This is a genomic window from Vibrio rhizosphaerae, assembly GCF_024347095.1.
GTDB lineage: Bacteria > Pseudomonadota > Gammaproteobacteria > Enterobacterales > Vibrionaceae > Vibrio > Vibrio rhizosphaerae.
In genome coordinates, this window is record NZ_AP024903.1 from 1,895,533 (window position 1) to 1,918,004 (window position 22,472).

17 protein-coding genes and 1 pseudogene are annotated in these 22,472 nt (G+C 47.4%); 8 read left to right on the forward strand and 10 right to left on the reverse strand.

Features of this window, described 5'->3' with window-relative positions:
- Window positions 1-242: 242 nt before the first annotated feature.
- A complete protein-coding gene (locus tag OCV37_RS08080) occupies window positions 243-1,433 on the forward strand; it encodes an amino acid aminotransferase (protein WP_038179757.1) in 1,191 nt (396 codons plus the stop codon).
- A 110-nt stretch (window positions 1,434-1,543) separates the two neighbouring features.
- On the opposite strand, the gene OCV37_RS08085 is transcribed toward OCV37_RS08080, so the two are convergent.
- The 7 genes from OCV37_RS08085 to OCV37_RS08115 form a co-directional block, all read right to left on the reverse strand.
- Window positions 1,544-1,921: a VOC family protein gene (locus OCV37_RS08085; RefSeq protein ID WP_038179755.1), complete on the reverse strand. Its 378-nt coding sequence runs from the start codon at window positions 1,919-1,921 to the stop codon at window positions 1,544-1,546.
- A 101-nt stretch (window positions 1,922-2,022) separates the two neighbouring features.
- On the reverse strand, window positions 2,023-4,587 hold the full coding sequence (locus tag OCV37_RS08090; protein ID WP_084717441.1) for a bifunctional diguanylate cyclase/phosphodiesterase: 2,565 nt from the start codon (window positions 4,585-4,587) through the stop codon (window positions 2,023-2,025).
- A gap of 157 nt (window positions 4,588-4,744) precedes the next feature.
- Window positions 4,745-5,998 (reverse strand): cytosine deaminase, encoded by a 1,254-nt coding sequence (gene codA, locus OCV37_RS08095; RefSeq protein WP_038179750.1) that lies wholly within the window; start codon window positions 5,996-5,998, stop codon window positions 4,745-4,747.
- Between the two features lie 144 nt (window positions 5,999-6,142).
- Window positions 6,143-8,032, reverse strand: coding sequence for a methyl-accepting chemotaxis protein (locus tag OCV37_RS08100; protein WP_038179747.1), 1,890 nt, complete (start codon window positions 8,030-8,032; stop codon window positions 6,143-6,145).
- A 560-nt stretch (window positions 8,033-8,592) separates the two neighbouring features.
- A complete protein-coding gene (locus OCV37_RS08105; RefSeq protein WP_038179744.1) occupies window positions 8,593-9,186 on the reverse strand; it encodes a PqiC family protein in 594 nt (197 codons plus the stop codon).
- Window positions 9,183-10,847 carry an intermembrane transport protein PqiB gene (gene pqiB, locus OCV37_RS08110; protein ID WP_038179742.1) on the reverse strand — a complete coding sequence of 555 codons (1,665 nt, stop codon included), beginning with the start codon at window positions 10,845-10,847 and terminating at the stop codon, window positions 9,183-9,185. Before pqiB ends, OCV37_RS08105 begins: the two co-directional genes overlap by 4 nt.
- Window positions 10,844-12,088 carry a PqiA/YebS family transporter subunit gene (locus OCV37_RS08115; RefSeq protein WP_038179741.1) on the reverse strand — a complete coding sequence of 415 codons (1,245 nt, stop codon included), beginning with the start codon at window positions 12,086-12,088 and terminating at the stop codon, window positions 10,844-10,846. The genes pqiB and OCV37_RS08115 overlap by 4 nt, the downstream gene beginning before the upstream one ends.
- Before the next feature lie 581 nt (window positions 12,089-12,669).
- Here OCV37_RS08115 and OCV37_RS08120 point away from each other — a divergent pair.
- A complete protein-coding gene (locus tag OCV37_RS08120) occupies window positions 12,670-13,962 on the forward strand; it encodes a hypothetical protein (protein WP_038179837.1) in 1,293 nt (430 codons plus the stop codon).
- Between the two features lie 268 nt (window positions 13,963-14,230).
- On the opposite strand, the gene glk is transcribed toward OCV37_RS08120, so the two are convergent.
- From glk to OCV37_RS08135, 3 genes are all read right to left on the reverse strand, one after another.
- Window positions 14,231-15,208 (reverse strand): glucokinase, encoded by a 978-nt coding sequence (gene glk / locus OCV37_RS08125; protein ID WP_038179739.1) that lies wholly within the window; start codon window positions 15,206-15,208, stop codon window positions 14,231-14,233.
- 288 nt (window positions 15,209-15,496) lie between these two features.
- A complete protein-coding gene (locus OCV37_RS08130; RefSeq protein ID WP_038179737.1) occupies window positions 15,497-15,925 on the reverse strand; it encodes a VOC family protein in 429 nt (142 codons plus the stop codon).
- Window positions 15,926-16,240: 315 nt separating this feature from the next.
- Window positions 16,241-16,957: a UTRA domain-containing protein gene (locus tag OCV37_RS08135; protein WP_051680439.1), complete on the reverse strand. Its 717-nt coding sequence runs from the start codon at window positions 16,955-16,957 to the stop codon at window positions 16,241-16,243.
- A gap of 250 nt (window positions 16,958-17,207) precedes the next feature.
- Here OCV37_RS08135 and OCV37_RS08140 point away from each other — a divergent pair, with 250 nt between their 5' ends.
- The 6 genes and pseudogenes from OCV37_RS08140 (at window position 17,208) to OCV37_RS08165 (ending at window position 22,460) form a co-directional block, all read left to right on the forward strand.
- The gene (locus OCV37_RS08140) at window positions 17,208-18,218 is read left to right on the forward strand and encodes an ABC transporter substrate-binding protein (RefSeq protein ID WP_370737063.1); all 1,011 of its coding nucleotides are present in this window, start codon (window positions 17,208-17,210) and stop codon (window positions 18,216-18,218) included.
- Between the two features lie 9 nt (window positions 18,219-18,227).
- Window positions 18,228-19,031 (forward strand): alkaline phosphatase family protein, encoded by an 804-nt coding sequence (locus tag OCV37_RS08145; RefSeq protein WP_038179733.1) that lies wholly within the window; start codon window positions 18,228-18,230, stop codon window positions 19,029-19,031.
- 41 nt (window positions 19,032-19,072) lie between these two features.
- A pseudogene (locus OCV37_RS08150) lies at window positions 19,073-19,909 on the forward strand (ABC transporter permease); the annotation flags it as partial.
- Window positions 19,910-19,949: 40 nt separating this feature from the next.
- Window positions 19,950-20,738, forward strand: a complete 789-nt coding sequence (locus OCV37_RS08155) for an ABC transporter permease (protein WP_038179731.1) — start codon at window positions 19,950-19,952, stop codon at window positions 20,736-20,738.
- Complete coding sequence (locus tag OCV37_RS08160) at window positions 20,735-21,754, forward strand: ABC transporter ATP-binding protein (RefSeq protein ID WP_038179729.1); 1,020 nt, start codon at window positions 20,735-20,737, stop codon at window positions 21,752-21,754. The genes OCV37_RS08155 and OCV37_RS08160 overlap by 4 nt, the downstream gene beginning before the upstream one ends.
- 1 nt (window position 21,755) lies before the next feature.
- The gene (locus OCV37_RS08165; RefSeq protein ID WP_051680436.1) at window positions 21,756-22,460 is read left to right on the forward strand and encodes an HAD family hydrolase; all 705 of its coding nucleotides are present in this window, start codon (window positions 21,756-21,758) and stop codon (window positions 22,458-22,460) included.
- Window positions 22,461-22,472: the final 12 nt, after the last annotated feature.

Consider the following 22,472-nt stretch of genomic DNA (forward strand, 5'->3'; position numbering starts at 1 on the left):
TGCCATCATCACGATGGCATTTTTATTATCCCTTCCTGTCATTGCTTACAACGGATTTCCAGCGATTGCTGACACAAAACCATTTTGCCATGCCAGAAAAACAGAATCGGAAATTATTTACTTTTTTCATCGAGGGACGGTTGTAACAAGATCGCCATAGATGTATAAATAATTGCATGACGATGTCATGAAACTGGCATAAAAATTCACCATTTCCTTTCAATTTTACACGGATGAAAAACATGTTTGAAAAAGTTGTCGCAGCACCGGCTGACCCCATTCTCGGACTCACTGAAGAGTTCAAAAGCGATCCCCGTTCAGAGAAGATTAATCTCGGGGTTGGTATCTATAAAGATGAATCCGGTCAAACCCCAATCCTCGCGACAGTAAAAAAAGCGGAAGCCATACTGCTCGAGTCAGAGAAAACCAAATCTTATCTTACCATTGAAGGAATGGCTGACTATGCACTGGCAGTACAAAAACTACTGTTTGGCGCTGATGCAGACATTGTCACCAGTCAAAGAGCCAAAACCGCTCAGGCGCCGGGCGGAACCGGTGCACTGCGCGTTGCCGGTGAATTCATCAAACGTCACCTGAGCAGCAATAAAATCTGGATTAGTAATCCGACTTGGGCGAACCATAATGGCGTTTTCAAAGCAGCCGGCCTTGAAACGGCTCAATACAGTTACTATAACGCAGAAACCAAAGATAAAGATTTTTCAGCGATGGTTGCCGACCTGCAAGGTGCCGATGCCGGTGATATCGTTTTATTACACGGTTGTTGTCATAACCCGACCGGGATCGACCCAACCACTGAAGAGTGGGAAACCCTCGCGAAGCTAGTGGCAGAGAAAGGCCTGATTCCGCTTTTCGATTTTGCTTATCAAGGCTTTGCAAAAGGGGTGGAAGAAGATGCCGCCGGTCTGCGTATCTTTGCCCGTTACAATCAAGAGCTACTCGTTGCCAGTTCATTCTCCAAGAATTTCGGGCTGTATAACGAGCGTGTCGGCGCATTTACACTTGTGGCTGAATCTAAAGACGTTGCCACCACTTCATTTTCTCAGGTGAAGAGTATTATTCGCGCAATCTACTCAAACCCACCGGCGCACGGTGCTGCCGTCGTCACCACAATTCTGAGTCATCCGGAACTGTATGCCGAGTGGATTCAGGAAGTCGCTGAAATGCGTGATCGCATTCAGGAAATGCGCGATCTGTTTGTAGCGACCTTAAAAGAGCAAGGCGTGCAGCAAGACTTTAGTTTCATTGCCCGTCAAAACGGTATGTTCTCATTCTCCGGGCTGAATCCTGAGCAAGTGGCACAGCTAAAAGATGAGTTTGGGATTTATATTGTCGGTTCTGGCCGAATCAGTGTCGCAGGGATGACAAAGAACAACATGTTACCCCTGTGTAAAGCGATTGCAGCGGTACTTTGATTTGTCCGTTCGGCCATTCATCCTTTTAATGATGTGCTCTCAATCTTTGGTTGGAAACAATTCATCCCGGTCATCCGGGATGAATTTTATGAGGCGGACTTAAACGCAGATTAAGCAATCTGATGAACCGCACAAAGTTTATTGCCAGCCGGATCCCGCAGATAGGCTAAATATAATTTCCGGGTTGGATATTCACGAACGCCCGGTGGATCTTCACAGGTAACGCCACCATTTTCGATACCGGCCTGATGCCATGCCTCGGCAAGTTCCGGGCTTGCAGCTTTAAAGCCGATGGTCATGCCATTGCCGTGAGTCGCTTCCTCACCATTAACCGGTGGTGTGACGATAAACACCCCTTCCTCATTGGCATATATACAGCGATCTTTTTCGATCACGCCAGCCGGATAACCTAAAACCGTCAAAATAGCATCATAAAACTTTTTTGATTTTTCAATATCGTTTGAACCAACGACGATGTGACTATACATGAACTCTCCTTTTGATAAGTAGCATATTTTATATCAATAACATGCGAATTTATCTTGCTACAAGGAGAACCGGCTGTCTAGGGGCTGTTGATCGATTTCGTTCAGTCAGACGGAATACCGCAGTCCCAACGTTTTGAAGAGCGCATTCTTTGCTGAATCATTTCGACACTCATTGGCTTGTCAAAATAATAGCCCTGAACCAGACAGCCGGTCGCCGTATGATTGGTCAATGCCAGCAATTGTGCGTAAGTTTCTACGCCTTCCGCCACAACACGGAAAGGTGCTGACTGCCCTATCGCCAGTATGGTTTTGATCAGAGAGCAACTCTCTTCACTACATAACATCTTGTCGATAAAACTTTTATCAATTTTCACTTCATCAATCGGCAGCTGATTGAGATAACTCAAAGAAGCATAACCTTTACCAAAGTCATCCAGCGAGATGCGAAGACCAGCCCGTCTCAAAGAGAATAAGACCTCTCTGGCTTGTTGAAATTCGCGAATAAAAGCACTCTCCGTAATTTCAATATGAATTCGGCTGATATCAATACCGACATGCTCAATGATTGCTGTAATGTCATTCACAAATCCCGGGGTCAGCAGCTGCTTTGCCGAAACATTGACATTCAGGCTTAACGCATAAAGACCATTCGGACTCAGCGCTAAAACCTCGCGGCAAGCCCGTTCAAAGATATAGTTGCCCAATGTATAAATCAGACCGACATCTTCAGCAATATGGATGAACTCTTCCGGCTTCACCGCCCCGAGCACATCGTTATCCCACCGAACCAAAGCTTCAACACCGAGCACATTCCAGGTTTTGACATGCACTAATGGCTGATAGCAAATAAACATTTCATGTTTACGCAAAGCATGTTGCAACTGGGCTTCAATCACCAGAAAGTGTTGCAGATGAGCATGAATCTCCTGATTATAGAACACCACACTGCCCCGCTGCTTTTTCTTCGCCTGATAAAGCACCACATCCGCTTTATTTAATAACTCTTCAGCTAATTTGCCGTCCTCGGGATATAAACTGGCACCGATACTACATGTTGTTTGTAATTGAACGGCACCCAGCTCAAAAGGCTCATCGAATACCCGTTGTATCCGTGAGACTTTATGTTCTGCATCCGATTTTTGGCTCAGTGCCGAGAAGCAAAAGACAAATTCATCGCCACCGAACCTCGAAACCAAATCATGTTTACCCAGTAAGTGACGGAAACGTTCTGCGACACTCATCAACAACTGATCGCCCATCGCATGACCATATGTATCATTAATTTTTTTGAATTCATCGAGATCAACAAACACAATCACCAGATATTGCATCTGGGATTGAGAGCGCAGCCTGAAAATTTCCTTTTTAATCCCTTTTAAGAACATCATCCGATTGGGCAACGAAGTCAGCACATCATGCATGGCCATAAAATGCATCTGATCCCGACTATCTTCAACATGCTCAATATGCTGACGAATTTTTTCCTGATATCGGTAGAACCGGCCTGCGATCAGCCGGCCAATATAAAAAGACAACAGTAAAACGATCCCCGAAAACAATACGCTGAAAATAACGATATTCGACAAGGCTTGATCACTTTTCTGTTTGATCTGTTCGAATTTCTGCTGGAAGTAACTGTCAAAACGCGCCATCGGAAATCCAGCGACAACATACCAGCCCCAATCCCCCAGACTCTCGATATACAACATCGAGTCATCGCTCATCGAACCTTGACTGAATACCATGCGTCCCTGAACAAAACGACTTGGCAGATGAGATTGTGAGAATGATTGCCAGGTATTGGTATGCCCTTCGGGAAGTAAGATATCTTTCAACTGTCTGCCGACATAGATAGATTCATTATCGGCCAGCACCCGCCCATTCTGGTCAACGACCGAGATCATATACGTGCCACCACTTTGGTGACGAACATGTTCATAAGGATATTGATCAATCCATTTGAGTAATGACTGTTGAACGCTGTGTTCCATATCGGCAACATTCTCGACCGCTCCGATGACCCATCCCAGTGGAGAGAAATACTTACCGAATCCCATTTTCTCTCTCTGACTGGACTCCGATAACGATGAAGGGAACTGAGACTGTACATCCCAGCGAAAAAAAGATTCTCCCTGACGTTCAATCTGTTTTAAAAAATCTTCGGAGACGGGCGTATCGGGATGAAGTGAGGCAGGTAAAACCTGAATATGTTCAGGCGGTTGACTCAACATGCCCGATTGGTGACGGGACTGAATGAAAAAATAACTGGAACGAGGGAGTTCACCTTGAGATTGAAGTGCCTGTGTCACAGCAAGTTTAATCTCTTCCGGAGACAGGGCATTATCCTGATCATAGAGGTGACTGATGAGTTCATACGCGTCATAAACCCGTTGACGAACCTGAAACTGAAGATGTTGCATCAGATAGGACTTTTGTCGGCCGAATTCTTTGTGGATCAATGCGACATGTTGTTGGGTTAACAACTTCTCTGAAAGCATCATCTCATGGTACAGCGCACTGCTATTTTCAGCTAATCGTTGCCGGTCCGCTTCATACAGATAGCTATTTAGCACCAGTGCCAGACAACCAACGACAAATATTGGCGCCAGTTGAATAATCCACAATAAATGTCGCTCATTTCCCAAAGGCGAATTAGCACTACTCATAGCCGCAAATTCTCAAATCATATTAGCATTATTTTTTAACCGCTCCCCAGTGTTCGCAGGAGTCGTAATAGAACGTAGATTGTCAGTTTATTATTGAATAAGAATATTCTTATTTGTAGCAGGTTAACTTGTTTGGGTTAGAAAATCATCAACAATATTAAGTACAGGAATTCATTTTAACGCTGTGTTTCAATATTGCAGGCTGACGCTCAATTATAATTTCTCCGGCTCTGACGGACCAAAGCACTTCACTTTGATTTCTCAAAACAGAAACATCATCGGTCCCATCTAAAATAATCAAATGCCCCGGCTTGCCTTCAGCAATTCCGTATTGATCGCTAATATTCAGCACTCTGGCACCATGGTCGGTAATAAAGCTTAATGCAGTCACTAAATCCTCATATCCCATCATATGACAAGCATGAATCGCAAAATCTAATTCACGCAATAGTTTGCCATTTCCCAAGGTGTACCACGGGTCTTGTATCGAGTCTTGAGCCAAAGCGACATTGATCCCCGCCCGATGAAGTTCTTTGACCCGGGTGATTCCTCGCCGTTTCGGAAATTCGTCAAAGCGTCCCTGTAAATGCATATTTTCCGTCGGACAAGAGACGAAATTAATTTGTGACTTTTTCAGTAACCGAAATAATTTCGAACAGTAGGCATTATTATATGAATGCATCGCGGTTGTATGACTGGCGGTCACTTTAGGGCCCATATTCAGTTCCAGTGCTACCGTTGCCAGCACTTCAAGAAACCGGGAGTTTTCATCATCAATTTCATCACAATGAACATCGACCAGTTTTCCGTGGCGGCGGGCAAAATCGACCACCCAGTGCATCGATTCAACACCATATTCCCGGGTAAATTCAAAATGAGGAATCCCACCGACAACATCAATACCAATATCTAGTGCCTTTTCCATTAATGCTTTGCCGTTCGGGTAAGAAAATATCCCCTCCTGAGGAAACGCAACAATTTGTAAATCAAGATAAGGTTGGAGGATAGGTTTCAGTTGATTGATCGCTTTCAGTGCCGTTAATTCAGGATCCGTCACATCCACATGCGTACGAACATACTGAACGCCGTTAGCAATTAACAACTCAGCCGCAGTCAGCACGCGTCGTTTGACATCATCGATATCCAGCAGCGCTTTTCTTTCCGCCCAGCACTCGATCCCTTCAAAGAGCGTCCCACTCATATTCCAGCGCGGTTCACCAGCGGTCAGAACGGCATCTAAATGAATGTGAGGTTCAACAAATGGCGCGCAACATAACTTTCCCATAGCATCAATATCAGCTACGTCATCAATCCGATGTGGCTGCAACTGAATCTTCTGAAACATGCCACCTTCAATTTGAATGGTGTAAAGTCCTTCAGCGTCTCTTAAACGCGCATTAATAATTTTCATCTCTGACTTCCCTATCATTGTGTTTATCACGACGTTTTTTATAACGACCTTATTTGCATGTCCATTCGATGGATAAAAATAGCCCCGATCACACATGATCAGGGCTTTGGATTAGCAAACAGCCATGGCGTGATTGACCCTGTTTCAGAGTTTGAAACGAGAGATCTCCCGGCCCAGATCGGTGACAAGACGATGGAACTCTTGGGCTTCTTCTGCCGCCAACTGAGCTTCATGAGTCATCTGGTCACTCACTTCACGGACCGATTCAGTATTGCCATTAATGTCGGCTGTCACCAGAGACTGCTCTTCTGCGGCTGAAGCGATCTGCGTTGCCATATCACTGATCATGGTAATCGATTCACTGATCATCTGTAGTTTGTCACCGGTATGATTGAAGTCTTGCACACTATTCTCAACCAAATGATGACTGGCCTGCATCACGCTGACAGCATTGTTGGTCACTTTCTGCAGCCCTTCGATCTTCGACTGAATCTCTTCTGTAGAAGCATGTGTTCTTTGCGACAGCACCCGGACTTCATCAGCCACGACCGCAAACCCACGACCTTGTTCACCTGCACGAGCCGCTTCAATTGCCGCATTCAAGGCTAACAGGTTCGTCTGTTCTGCAATCGCCCGAATGGTCGATAAGATGGTCGATATTTCATTCGCATGTACTTCAAGATCACCAATAATCCCAGCAGCACGAGTCAATTCTTCGGCCAGTTGGTTAATCGATGTCATGCTCTTTTGCATCTGCTCATAACCCTCGGCACCCAACTCAACCGACTGGTTGGCACTCTTCGCCGTGTTTTCAGCATTACCGGCAATCTCAGCGGTTGCAGAAGCCATTTCCGTCACAGCCGTCGCAACCATCGTGATTTCATCCTGCTGAGTTTTCAGTTGCTGACTACGTGTGGTTGCCGCCGATGCAGCCGAGTCTGCTTTCTGATTCAGCGCGATTGACACATCGTGAACTTTTTTGACCATCGTATGCAACCGATCAACAAACTTGTTAAATCGTTCTGCCAGCAAGCCGACTTCATCCTTACGATCCACGTCCAGTCGTTTTGTCAGGTCGCCATTCCCTTCCGCAATTTCAGCCAGTGCGTCACCAATATCACCAATGGCTTTGAGTTGTCGGGAAAGAACCCAGGATGTGAGTAATGCAATCACGACAAGGATCACGATAGCGATGATGATTTGATTGAGCAGCAATGAATTCATCGGTTTTTCCAGTGTTGCCTGATCCATAATCATCAGCAACATCCAGTCCGTGTGTGCAATATTTTGCCCCATCACCACTTTATCTTTTCCACCAATATCGACGAACAGTGGCTTTCCTGAATCAGAGGCCTGAGACAGCGACTGAATGTTCAACTGTGGGATCGCTTCGCTGATCGGTTTGAGAATCAATTCTTTGTTCGGATGTGCAACGACCGTCCCTTTCTTGTTGACCAAAATCGAATAACCGTCACCCAACACTTTCATGTTTAAGACGTCATTGATTAATTGATCCAATGCCAGATTCGATGCGACAACACCGATAAGCTGACCATTCTGCCGAACCGGCTCTGCCAATGTCACAACTAACTTTTTCATCGTCACACTAACATACGGATCTGTGGTGACCGCTGCGTTCTTTGACTTCGCCAGCTTATACCAGCCTCTGACGCGTGGATCATAACCAGGTTTGTTCAAAGCGGGGTCTTGTCTGTACATCTCCCCTTTCTCATTACCGTAATAACTCAAACCGAATCCGCCGGATGTAAACGTTTGTCTTAAATGAGGAACAACATCTAAGGATGGATTCTGTTCGATTTCATCTTTTAGGCCCGTAATTGCTAATTGCTTATCATAAAACCATGCACCGATCCCTTTTGCATAGGCCATCAGTGTATTGCGGCTCTCACTCTGAATAGCCCGCCAACTGTCTTGCTTAAACGACTGGTAACTAATGATCACTAAAATGGTGGCCGTTAAAGTAATCGCAGCGACGACAGAAAGAACGATCTTCCTCTTCAAACTCAATTGCATAGGAAGTACTCCCTAAGTTTATGAAACAATCTTCATTGTTACTTTAATGTGTAATGCATCACATATGACAGAAATTGGATTTCGGTCATATGCCCTATTTTTCTACTGACTTATTTTTGGAATTATTTTTTTCTGTTTCTGACTTACTTCTAACTATAGGTGAACCTTACAAAAACAGAATGAAAGTTCTGTGAAAGACGTCTGAAATCAAATATTAAACGACGCTTATCACGTATCTGCGATGTATTCCGAACCATATACCCATAGGTCATTTGGGAGCGGAATCAAGATTTCATTCTACCTTCGCCCCAAAATCATGAAATAAAAAGTCATGATTACATCATTTTAACGACATCTATCACTTTTTCTTTAATCAAAATATCAAGAAAAGAAGCGATTCATCGATGGGGGTCGGATCGGTCACAAAGCGAATTCATCGATGTTCAGGAACATTGCTGATCATAAGATCGTCATGCGATGGTGATGAGTAATGCGATCAAAACAGCATCAGACAGAAAGGATAAGCCCCGGACCCTTTCAGGTCCGGAGTCAGACATCATTTACGGGCGAGTTGCTAATGTAGTGGCAATCGGATCCACAATTTGTGTCAGCCAAATTTGGGCAAGTTGCTGAGTCATGGCCGGGTAGCCACTCTGTTGCATCATGGCAACTTTTTCAAATGACGCTTCATAGAGCAACTGTTTCGACGCTGACCAGAGCGACCAGTGTCCGGAGGCGATGATTTTGCCACCTCTGTCGGCATGAAAACGATAGACTTCAATATCCAGCAATAAGTTGGGGCGAATATACTGATAAGACGGAATCCAAGTGAGTGTCGGTAGCCGTTCTTTCAGCCGTCTTAACGTCATCTTTTCCAGCTGAGAACTCAGTGATTCAGCCCATAAATGTTGTGATGCCAGATAGACCTGCCCGTCAGGATCAACCATCGCAATATTGGGCTTGTCCAGATATCCCGGCATTTTAATCGTTTTAATCTGAATCGGCAGGTCGATCCGGGGGGATGATTTCAGAGCCGGCACCTGCTCCGGCATCGGTAGCAAATATTGTGTCGTTTCCAATGCAGTACGGCCCGAACACCCGCCGAGTAATACCAGCATGAGCGATAGTAATACCACACGTCCTGTCAATCTCATTTTGTACTCCCTTTGGTCACTTTCGGCTCGATATCCTGTTCACTCTGCTTGCCGAAAATAATCGAGTTCGGCTGTCTGCGTAAGTCCTGTAGTAATGGATATAATGTTTCAAGGTTACGTTGTATGGCATCAAGACTTTGCTGAATATTCTGCCCTACCGCACCTTGAGCCTGATAATCATTTAATGTTTCATTCAAGGTTTCCAATGTGCTCACTAACCGATCCGGGATCGCCTGAGTCTTTTCTTGTGACAGCAGTTTTTTCAAATTCTTGCTCGCTTCATGAAGCTCTTTGAACGTATCATCCGCAGAAACCAGTGTTTGATTCAGTTGGTCCACGGTTTTGTCCATCGGTAGTGCGGCCAGACGATCGAGAATCACGGTGATTTTTTCCTGAATCGATGCCAGAGCATTACTTACCGTCGGGAAAACCGGATATCCGTGGTACGTTGTGTCAGTCACCGGCTGAGGATCTTTCACAAACATAATCGACACCACTTTGGCACCGGTTAACAGATTACTGCTCGTCAGCGTCGCCCGCATTCCCCGGTCAAATCCTTGAGCAAACATCTTGCGCCACTCATCCAGATCAATCATTTTATCACTCAAATGAGAGGCGATTCTCTGAGGCTCCAGACGAACCAGTATCGGGATGGACTGCATACGAATATCCCCGGCGGTTTCAATGCCAGCCCCATGATACGGAACTTCTTCCACCGTCCCCAGACGAACGCCATTGTATTCCAGCGGTGCGCCCGGTAGCAGGCCACTGATGCTACCCTGCACTAACATGATGTAATCAATGTATTTGTCATAGCGGTTATTGGCTGCGGCCTCTTTAGAAGAAAAAAGACGAAACTCAGTTAAGTCTTTGACGGGAGTGCCGGAATTCTGGTTATCTGTCGTCGTGCCAAATGAAATCCCGCCGGAGAACAACGTCTGCAGTGAGTCCATCCGCACTTCCAACCCTTTTGCGGTGCCTTCAATCAAGAGCCCCGGTGTCATCCAGAACTGTACATTGCTGTGGACCAGCGCATCATAAGGCGCTTTGATAAAAATGTGGTAAGTAATTGCTTTGCGTTTGATATCGAAATCAACATTCTCGATATAACCGACTTCAAACCCGCGGAAATGGACGGGAGAACCCACCTCCATCTTTGCGTTATCGGTCGAGTAAAGTGTCAGACGAATCCCCTGATTATCAGCCGTCGATAACGGTGGTTGTTTCAACATCGTAAAGCGTTCGCGTTTTTCACCATTTTTGCCCGGATTGACGTTGATAAACGCACCGGAAAGAATGGTGCCCAGTCCGCTGATCCCTTCTTTCCCGACTCTGGGTTTCACCACCCAGAACTGGCTTTTACTGTTCAACATGGCTTCAGAGCCCTGCTCCATTCGGATATGAATAATCGCATGATTAAAGTCAGGACTAAGCTGAATATCGGTCACTTCACCGACATCCACATTATGCGCTTTCACTTTGGTTTTTCCGGCGACTAATCCATCGGCATTTTCTGCGACAACAATAATCTCCGGCCCTTGCCGAGACCAGTTTTCAATTAACATCCATCCAGCGACAATGGCAGCAATTAAAGGCACGAACCAGATTGAATTAAAGTGCATCCGGTGAGCGGATTCTGTAGCAGATGATGAGTGACTCAAATGGTGATCTCCTCAGATTTATCCCAAATCAGGCGGGAATCAAACGACATAGCTGCCAGCATGGTCAGGATCACCACAGCAGCAAACGAAACAGCAGCAACACCGGGAATGATATTCATCATGGCACCGAGCTGAACCAACGCAGACAAAATTGCGACCACAAACACATCAACCATTGACCAACGCCCGATAAATTCTGTGATGTGATAAATACGTTGGGTCGGTTTTTCATGCTCTCCGCGGCCAAAACGGATTTGCCAGCACAACCAAAATAACATCAAAATCTTCATTACCGGCACCAAAATACTGGCAACAAAAATCACACTGGCCACAAGATATGACTTCATTCCCCACAATAGAATCACGCCGCCCATGATGGTTGAAGGCTCACTGGTTCCCAGAAACGTCGTAATCATAATCGGAAACAGATTGGCAGGCAGGTACAAGGCACAAGATGCAATCAGTAACGCTAGCGTATTGTTCAGGCTACCGAGTTTACGCTGATGCAGAATATGGTGACAGCGCGTACACTGATGCGTCTCTGCGCTCATCAGCGCCCCACAATACTGACACCCCTTTAATCCTTGAGACAATGCCGAGCCGGAGCGAACGGCGACCGCCGGGGCCGGGCCACATAAACCGTGCCAAATCCAGCGCTTATCGACCAAAGAGACCGTCCTGAATAAGCAAATCGTAAAGCCACAAAAAGCCCAGAAAGACAGCCCCAGCTCAATTTCCGCCAAGCTTTGCAGTTTCACTAAAGCCACCAGCCCGCCGAGGAGAAAAACATCCACCATCAGCCAGGGTTTCAGCGCATTGAGCGTGTGCGTCAATCCATAATGAACCGAGCGGAGCTTGCCCTGACGCATTGCCAGAGCAGTCAACAATACTGCACTCAGATAAACCACCGGTAACACCAACAAAGTCAGGGTCACAATAATCCCGAGAGAGATGTAATGTTCGCCCATCAGACCATAAATACAATCCAATAAGGAGATTCGCTGATGGCTGCCTTGTGAAGAGAACCCAAGAAAAACAAAACAGAGCGACATAATGAACATCAGCACGGCTGATAACCCATTACTCAATAGCAACTGCGGGACGTTCGGACGACATGTGACAATCAAATGACCACAACGGGCACAATGCAGTTCTTCTCCGGCTTGCATGGCTGGCATCACATTGACCCAGTCACAATGATCACAAGCTGTGGCTTGTTCAAGACATTTTCCGCTACTCATCCCTGTCCCTCGATTACACCATTTGGTTTCCTATCAGCCGGTATACGTGAATCATTCGGTTTTATCATCGAGTTTACCTACGTCATGGAAGTCTGTAAAAGTAATTGTTATCACAAATGTGCGCAGTCTGTTATGCCATTAAATGGACGATAAATACACTTTTGTGGACAGCACTTTTCCAGACCACGGCGCCTGATCACGGTTCCATACATTGCTCAGATGGACAGATGCAAGACCACCACGCCGTTTGGGTTATATACCCGTTTTATTCTCAGCTTTTTATTTGTAGCTTCTTACTTGTAACTTTTTATGCTTAAAGCAGCGATGGTCATTATAAAATGTTGTCAAAAAACGCGAGTCATCGCTAAAGAATTTATTGCTGTGTTGTTTATCAATGCGTATGATTGCCGGTATGCACTGAATCATATGAGATCAAATTCTTATCATCTCTGTTCGTTTGATATTGCTGTGTCTCGGTTTTTATGCATCAGTGTCAACCCGTGTATATGCCTGTGGTGATGCGGTTCAGCGCACACCGACAGCGATGTACGATGCGTATATGTGTTGCGGTAGATTCAACCATGAAAGAAAAAATAGCAGCAATCTGTGGCTGGATGTTGATGCTCAGTCTGATCCTCTCCGTCGCCTCCACCTTCAGTGATTCTGTCCCCGCCTACTGGGCTGGCGTCCCGATCTGGCTGGTTTCCTGCGTGTTAATCCCAACCCTGAAAACGACTCAAAAAAGGCAAATATTCATTTTACTGGGGATCGGATTCGCCGGTTTGCTATTCGGACTATTGAATCAGGCTGACATCAGTTACATCTTCAAGGCGATAGAAGCCAATCAAAAAGTGATTAATATGCTGATTGGGGTCGGTTTTTTGAAAATTTTTGCCACCGCAAGCATTCACAGTCAAGAGAACTTACCCAAAGGGAAAGGCGCATTACTTCGGACCTTACTGGGGACACACCTCTTCGGGGCTGTGTTAAATATGTCTTCTGTGATTATTGTCGGCGATCGGCTTGCCAGTCAGCGTCGTATGACCCCTTTGCAGGGAATATTATTGCTCCGGGCATTCTGTATCTGCGCATTCTGGTCGCCTTTTTTTGCTGCGATGGGACTGGCACTGATCAGTTCTCCGGGAGCGCAACTCAGCACACTGGTGCTGTATGGTATTCCAATCAGTATTGCCGCCATCGCTTTTAGTGCATGGGAAATTCTCCGGCAGCCGGACGCCGGAGATCTGCACGGTTATCCGATTGCCCGGCATTCACTGTGGATGCCTTGCTTGCTGGCATTCATTGTCATCGGCATGCATGAATGGCAACCGCAAATCAGCGTTCTGACACTGGTCACCCTGACGGCTATCCTGTTTATTTTTATTTGGTTACTCACCAGTGACGGACTCAGCGGATTATTCCGTTTTAAACAACATATCGAGTCAGGTATTGTCGGCTCTGCCGGTGAAGTCGCTTTATTTGCAGCCGCAGCGTTGTTAGCGGCCGGAACCGCGGCAACGCTATCATCACTAAATATCCACCTTGCCCCACCGCATTTCGGCTCGCTGGAAGCCAGCATTACCGTGATGATTCTGGTTGCACTGGCAATGACGGGGATGCATCCGGTCACCAGCGTGGTGCTCGCCGGGAGCTTACTTGCCCCATCGGTTCATGATCCCAACCTGTTAGGTATGACGTTATTGATGGGCTGGTCACTTGGTATTTTACTCTCGCCATTCTCAGGGGTTCAGCTCAGTATTCAGTCTCGCTATGACATCAGTGCGATCAGCCTGCTTAAAATGAACTGGCGTTACGCAATTACGATGCTATTGCTGTGTTTTGCCTTGCTGTGGTTCTATCAGTTTTCGCACTGAGCGCGCGAGCAGTAAAACCAAAAATCAGCGCCTCATGCCACTAAACGCGCAGTACACTTTCCTGAAAATATGAGCCAGCGATCAAAAAACAACCAGTAATGCCCAATTCAGGCAGCTGGTCGGGGCGATATCACCCTGAAGTGAAACAACTTTAATTAAAATAACAAAGGCAGCGTCCTGATATGAACGCTGCCCTTCATCGGTACTTTCTTTTGCATTGATCGCTTGATCAGTCGATCACTTTATTCGTTGCTCACTTCATCAGACATTACTGCGCAGATAAAGACAAACCGAGCGACTGTCTCAGATAAGCACCGGCACCTAATAATCCCGGTTCTTTATGGGTGATAACAAAGACAGGAATGTTCTCTAAATAAGTCTTGAACCGCCCTTTATCTTCAAATGCAGTGCGGTATGGTGAATCGAGCAAGAAGTCGACAAAACGGGGCACAACGCCACCGGCAATGTAAACACCACCCAAAGTTTCAAGATTCAGTGCCAGATTTCCGGCAAAGCGCCCCATCAGAACACAAAACAGTTCCAGCGCTTTGCGACAATCCGCTTGCGTGTTGGCCTGAGCCTGTTCAACCACATCTTTCGGCATGTATGCTTCCGGCGTCCGTCCGTCGGCACGCACCACCGCATTGTACAGATTGACAATGCCTTGTCCCGACAGACATCGTTCCGCTGAAACACGACCAAACTCTTTGCGTAACTCCGCTAAAATCTGGTCTTCTTCCTGACTCCCCGGCGCCAAATCCACATGACCGCCTTCTCCGGGCAGACTGAGCCATTGATCGTTCACCGGCAGTAAATGCGCCACGCCCAGTCCGGTTCCTGCACCATAAACCGCAACCGGCTTCCCTTTGACCACTGCGCCCTGACCCACTTTCACCACGTCCGATTCAGCAAGTACCGGAATCGCCATTGAGACAGCAGTAAAATCATTGATCACCTGAAATGTTTCAAGGCCAAGGTTATGTTGCAGGGTTTCGATGGAAAACGCCCAGCTATGATTGGTCATCGATACCCAGTCACCCTGCACCGGACAAGCAATTGCAATACAGGCTTGCTGAATAGCCACATCTGATGCTTCAATATAATGCTTGATTACTGACTCAAGGCTCGGATATTCGGCACAAGGATACGTTTTTGCCTGACTGACTTTCCCTGATGCCAGTTCACATAATGCCAAACGGGCATTTGTGCCGCCAATATCGCCAATCAACGCAAATTGATAAGGCATAAAATCCTCCATTAAAAATTTCAAATCCAAAAAATTAAAAAATGCTGGCAGACGCCAACATCAAAAAATAACTCGAATCGACAACCGTCCGATACTGGTGACATTCTAGCGACTTCGGCCCGGCGAACCTGAGATGTTGGTCAAAGCTGGGAGATAAACGACTCAATTAACACGAATTTTTATGCATATTGATCGGATATCTGAGCCAATCAATATGCAAACCGATGTTTTGTCATTCCAAACGCAATCCCGTGCGGCTCCGACGGCGCATGCGAAAGAGCGGTTTTGCTACTGGATCACCAGACTGCCATCTTCATGAAAATCCCAGCAGTCGCCATAAGCCACTTCCCATAAGTGACCATCAGGATCAGAAAAATAACCGCTATAGCCCCCCCAAAATGCATCCTTAGCGGGCTTTTCTAACTTGGCACCGACACTGACTGCCAGTGCCAAGACTTCATCAACTTCCTCTCTTGAACGCGTATTATGGGCTAACGTAATACCAGAGAACCCCGAACATTGAGCAGCCAGTTCAGGAGAAACATCATCCGCCAGTTCTTCCAGCGGATAAAGCGCAAGGCAGGCACCACCCGTCTTAAAGAAAATAATCCCGTCTGCCGGTTTCTGAGGGGAAGTAAAGCCGAGTGCAGCATAAAAGTTATATGAAGTTTCTAAATTTTTCACACCGAGTGTGATAATACTAATCCTTGGTTCCACCGAATGCTCCTTGATATATCAATCACTTCATATACCACGCGACCATGTATTCGCAATCAATCCTTGGTATACACATGGTTGTGAGATAAGACCCTGACTATTTTAGCCTAGCAAATCCATGAAAAAACATCGTAAAAATGAAAATAATCAGCAATGTTCTCAAAAAATTCACCCATCTTAATGATAAAAATGCAACTAAACCCATATGATTATCAATCGACTTTGGTGGTTGAACCGCACGATGACAAATAGACGCGCTCCTACACTCTTGTAGTCGATCACTGACAGACTCATCATTTTATAAAATACGCAGTGTTAACATGATGCCTTGTCAGTATGACTATCGATGGTAATCATGACGGCATCGGGCCGCCAATACTCAAACTCACAATCGATGATCGCCCCGTCTTGTTTATAATTCACGCGACAAATTTTCAGGACCTGCTGACCGGCAGCAATATTTAATGCTTTCGCCACTTCAGGCGTTGCTGCGGTTGAAATCACATCAAAGCGGGAGCGGCTGGTCACATAGCCATATTTTTCCCGGTATAGTCCGGTCAGTGACTGAGTGAGATTTTCTTCAAGAATCCCCGGAAACCAATGGGCAATCAGGCAGTTTTCTACATACAGCACCACGCGCCCGTCAATCAAACGCAACCGGCGAATAATATGCAGCGGCGTCATTTCATTGCGTGCCAGTAACTTGGCTTCCTCACTACTCGCCACGCGGCTTTCAACTTGAATTAAATGGGTTTCCGCAATCCGGTTCTGCTCGCTGATCATCTGATGAAAGTGACTGCGGGACAGCGGGTTGTAATGGATGCGGGGCGGGGACACAAACCAGCCCCGGCGTTCTTCCCGGTAGATTAAGCCTTCGGTTTCCAGAGATGCCAACGAATCTTTGACCGTAATCCGCGTGGTTGAAAACAGCGCACATAACTCTCGCTCCGACGGCAATTTCTGGCGGCTGCTAATCGTCCCGCCGCGAATCTGCTCCCGAATAACATCTTTAATTTTAGTCAGTTGTGTCATTAATTTATCTTTACCTGAACTAGTCCAAATGAACACCGTTCAATGTAAGGGTAGCCTGCCATCCAAGCAAGACAGGCACTGAAATCTTCATCAATCTGTCATAAATAATTTAGAAAACAGCCAAGGAATCGTCACATTTGCTCAATAGGATGAAATGCAAGCAAACTGAACTAGTCCAAAGGATGGCTTTATGAAATTACGTCGTACTCCCCGAATGATAATGGCAACTACATCGTTGCTTTCCCTTGCAATGGCCTTTCATGCAACAGCAAAAACCCAGTCGCTTGATGAATTGGTGAAAGCCGCCAAAGCGGAAGGACAAGTCTACAGTGTCGGTATGCCCGACAGCTGGGCCAACTGGAAAGATACCTGGCGCGATCTGAATAGCAAATATCACCTGCAACATCAGGATACCGATATGAGTTCAGCGCAAGAAGTTGCCAAATTTGCGGCGGAAAAACACAATGCCACTGCCGATATCGGTGATGTCGGCTTCGCGTTCGGCCGTGTTGCGGTACAAAAAGGTGTCGCTCAGCCTTACAAACCATCGACTTGGAACGAGATTCCTGACTGGGCAAAAGATAAAGACGGTTACTGGGCGCTTGCCTATACCGGCACCATCGCCTTTATGTCGAACAATAATCTGGTCAAAAACCCACCCAAGACATGGGCTGATCTGCTCACTGGCAAGTATAAAGTCACCATCGGTGATGTCGGTGTTGCCTCGCAAGCCAACAATGCGGTGTTAGCCGCTGCATTTGCCAACGGCGGTAATGAATCGAATCTAAAACCGGCTCTCAAGTTCTTCGCCAAACTGGCTGAACAAGGCCGTCTGTCTTTTACCGCACCGAGTCTGGCAAATCTGGAAAAAGGTGAAGTGGAAGTCGCGGTATTATGGGACTTCAACGCACTCAACTACCGCGATAAAATTGACCGCTCTCGCTTCACGGTCAGTATTCCTCAGGACGGTTCAGTCATTTCCGGCTATACCACCATCATCAATAAATACGCGAAACATCCGAATGCGGCAAAACTGACCCGTGAATATATCTTCAGTGATCAAGGGCAAATCAACCTTGCCAACGGTTATGCGCGCCCGATCCGCACCAATATTGCGCTACCGGCAGAAACCAAAGCCAAATTACTTGATAACAAACAGTACGAACATGTGCATCCGATTAAAAATTTCGATGCATGGGAAAAATCCGCCCGCCGCCTGCCGCGTCAATGGCAGGAAAATGTCCTCATCCACCAGCAGTAAGGCAACCCGATGAACAATAAAGTTATCCTTGTTGTTCTGGATGGCCTCAACCTTTCAGTAGCCCGGCAGTGTCTGGGCTACCTGAATGGTCTGATCGCCTCGCAGCAAGCCACCTTATACCCGCTCACCTGTGAACTGCCCTCATTATCCCGGCCACTTTATGAATGTTTACTGACGGGCGTTCCGCCGGTCGCAAGCGGCATCGTGCACAATCAGATCAACCGCCGTTCCCATCATGAATCGGTGTTCAGTCTGGCAAGCCAGCAAGGCAAAAAAACGGCCGCGGCGGCCTATCATTGGTTTAGCGAACTGTATAACCGTTCCCCCTACCATCCGGTCGAAGATCGCTTTACCAACGACCCGACCCTGAATATTCAGCACGGCATTTTTTATCACTGGGATCACTACCCCGACGAAGCACTGTTTCTCGATGCCGAATACCTGCGCCGTCACTATGACCCGGATTTTTTGCTGATCCACCCGATGAATATTGATGATGCCGGTCATCACGCCGGTCTCGATTCTGCTCATTATCGCAATACCGCCCGCAAAGCCGATATGATTTTATCGGACCACTTGCCACAATGGATGGCAGCGGGATATCAGATTTTGATCACCAGTGACCACGGCATGAACAATGACCGTTCGCACGGTGGCACCTTGCCGGAAGAGCGCGAAGTCCCGCTGTTGGTGATCGGTGACCATTTTAGCCACCAAGCGGCTCAAATCGCCCAGACCGATATTTGTGGTGTGATTTGTGAATTACTGGGACTGACCCACCAAAAATCCATCGCGGGAGGTGTTCTTCGATGAGTTTGTCTTCACCATCCCAAAGATCGCCCGACACCGTTCTCATGCGGCTGAAACAATGGCGGCCGTTACTCTGGTTAGTACCGTTTGCGGTCGTGTTCTACCTTTTTCAGGTTTCGCCGCTGACGTGGGTCATCACCAATAGTTTCAGTGACGGCACTCAGTTCTCGCTGGACAATTACCGGGAAATTTTAGACTCGCCCTTTATTCAGCAAGGGTTTAGCAACAGTTTATGGCTGGCTCTCTGGTCAAGTTTAATCGGCTTGCTGATCGCAGCCGTGCTGGTTTCATCGCTGCGTCATCTCAACAGCCGCATCCGCGATGCCGTGATTGCCTTTACCAATATGAGCAGTAACTTTGTCGGTGTGCCGCTCGCGTTTGCTTTTATCATTATTCTCGGCACCAATGGCGCACTGACGCTGATTCTGCGCCAACTCGGTATTCTCGATGAATTCAACCTCTATGGCCGCTGGGGACTGCTGGCGATTTATACCTATTTTCAAATCCCACTCGGCGCTTTGTTACTCTATCCGGCATTTGATGCCCTGAAAAAAGACTGGCAGGAAGCGGCTGCACTGCTCGGGGCCAATACACGTCAATACTGGGTGAGAATCGCCCTGCCCGTACTGGCTCCGGCGCTGTTCGGGACATTTATTATCCTATTCGCCAATGCTATCGGGGCCTATGCCAGTGCGTATGCCCTCACCCTCGGCAATTACAATCTGATCACCATCCGCATTGCCAGTCTGGTTTCCGGTGATCTGTTTCTCGAACCCAATCTTGCCGCGGCGATTTCTGTGTTACTGATTGCGATTCTGGCTTTCGTCACCATCATCAATCAATGGCTGATCGCCCAAAGTAACCACACCGGCCAGACCAAACGCCGTTCCGCCACACCCCGTTCGATGAGAAGGAAAGCGCATGCAAAACACGCATCAGATCTATCATAAAAGTGTGGTATACGGGATCCTCTTTATCCTGCTGATCCCCATCGCAGCCACATTTGCCTATGCGCTCTCCGCCCGCTGGGGAGCCTCGATCCTCCCCGAAGGGTTTACCCTGCATTGGTATATTCAGCTCCTCAGCGATCCGCGTTTTCTGGCAGCATTCGGCCGATCATTATTTGTCTGTCTCTCGGCACTGCTGCTGGCAACCGTGCTGATTCTGCCAATGATATTCGTGATTTTTTATTACTATCCGAAGCTGGATAAAGTCATGAATATTCTGATTTTGTTGCCGTTTGCCGTGCCGCCGGTGGTTTCTTCGGTCGGGCTGCTCCAGCGCTATGCCGACAGCGACATCGTTCTGGTCGGCACGCCGTGGATTCTGATCGGCACCAACTTCACCATCGCGCTGCCATTTATGTACCGCGCCATTGCCAACAATATGATGGCGATTCACCTGCGCGACCTGATTGATGCTGCTCACCTGCTCGGTGCCAGCACCACCAAAGCATTTTGGTATATTATTTTGCCCAATTTAAAAAAAGGCCTGATGGCGTCCCTGTTTCTCTCTTTTTCATTCCTGCTCGGTGAATTCGTGTTTGCCAACATTCTGGTCGGCACCCGTTACGAAACGTTGCAGGTGTATTTGTACAACATGCGTCAGACCAGCGGTCACTTTACCTCAGCACTGGTGATGACCTATTTCTTGTTTATTTTTATCTGTACCTGGCTTGCCAGCCGCTTTAACCGGGGAGTTCAACTATGAGTTATGTCCATGTCAATCAACTCACCAAAGTGTTCGGCGAGCATGCCGTATTTCAAGCGATTGATTTCACCATTGAACAAGGGGAATTCATTACCCTGCTCGGCCCCAGCGGCTGCGGAAAATCGACTCTGTTACGTTGTATCGCCGGGCTTGAAGCCATCGATCAGGGAGAGATCTGGGTCGATAACCACGAGATCTCCCGTCAGGTACCGCAGCAACGGGAAATCGGTATGGTGTTTCAGTCTTATGCGCTGTTCCCCAACATGACGGTGGCCGACAATATTGGTTTCGGCCTGAAGATGAAAGGCCTCGATAAGCCAACCATTGCCCAGGAAACACAACGCTTTATCGAACTTGTCGAATTACAAGGCAAAGAAAAACAGTATCCTCATGAACTCTCCGGCGGACAGCGGCAACGGGTTGCGTTAGCCAGAGCGTTAATCGTCCGGCCCCGTATTCTGCTGTTGGATGAACCGCTCTCTGCGCTCGATGCCAAAATCAGAAAGGTGCTGCGCCAGCAAATCCGCGCCATTCAGAAAGAACTCAACCTGACGACGATTTTCGTCACTCACGATCAGGAAGAAGCCATGCAACTGTCTGATCGAATCTTTCTGATGAATCAGGGCGAGATCGTGCAGCAAGGCAGCCCGGAACAGATTTACACCCAACCGGCCAATACTTTTGTGGCGCAATTTATGGGGCATTACAATCTGCTTGACGCCCTGACAGCCCATACTTGGTTCGGGATTGAGAGCACCGGTCAGGTCGCGATTCGTCCCGAGTCCATTTATGTCAAAGAGCCGGGCCGTCAGTATGACGCACACATTTCAGCGCCGCGGGCGGCAACCGTCGTCAGCCATCAGCTACTGGGAAACGTGATTCGCTATACCGCCGCAATCGGCGATCAACACCTGACCGTTGATCTGCTCAACCGCTCTTCAGAACGATTATTTCCGGTTGGACATCCGCTGGAACTTTTATTTAACTTAAACGAAATTCAACCGGTGAGAGATTAAGATGGCCAACCCTTTATATGTGTTCGACATGGATGACACCCTGATTGACGGCGACAGTGCCATGATCTGGAATACGTTTTTAGTCGAGCAAGGTATCGTCACCGACCCTGACTTTCTGGCGCGGGATCGCGAGATGATGGCTTTATATGCCGCCGGCAAGATGGATATGGCGACCTATCTGAATTTTACTCTTGCTCCACTCACCAAGTTGCCGCAAACCACCGTCGATGCGCTGGCCGAAACCTGCGTGACAACTCAAATTCTGCCGCGGCTGTTCAATGAGGCACAGCAACTGATCAGCGACCTCATCACCCAACAGATTCCGATGCTCGTCATCTCGGCCACGGTCAGTTTTATCGTCCGCCCACTGGCGCAAAAAATCGGCATCCCCGATGCGTTAGGCATTGATCTGGTCACCGTCGATCAACGTTACACCGCCGAGATTGATGGTATTGCCAGCTATCGGGAAGGCAAAGTCCGCCGACTGGACGACTGGCTCGCGAGTCAATCGCAATCTTTCTCTGCCGTGCATTTCTATACCGATTCCATCAACGACTTACCACTGTGCCGACACGCCGATTATGTCTATCTGATCAACCCGGCCCCGGCGCTTGCGCAGCAGGCCGAAGGCAAACCAAACTGGACCATTTATCACTGGGGCCAAACCTCGTCAGCAACACCCGACGCACCGACAGCATCGGCCTGAGCTGGCGCTTCA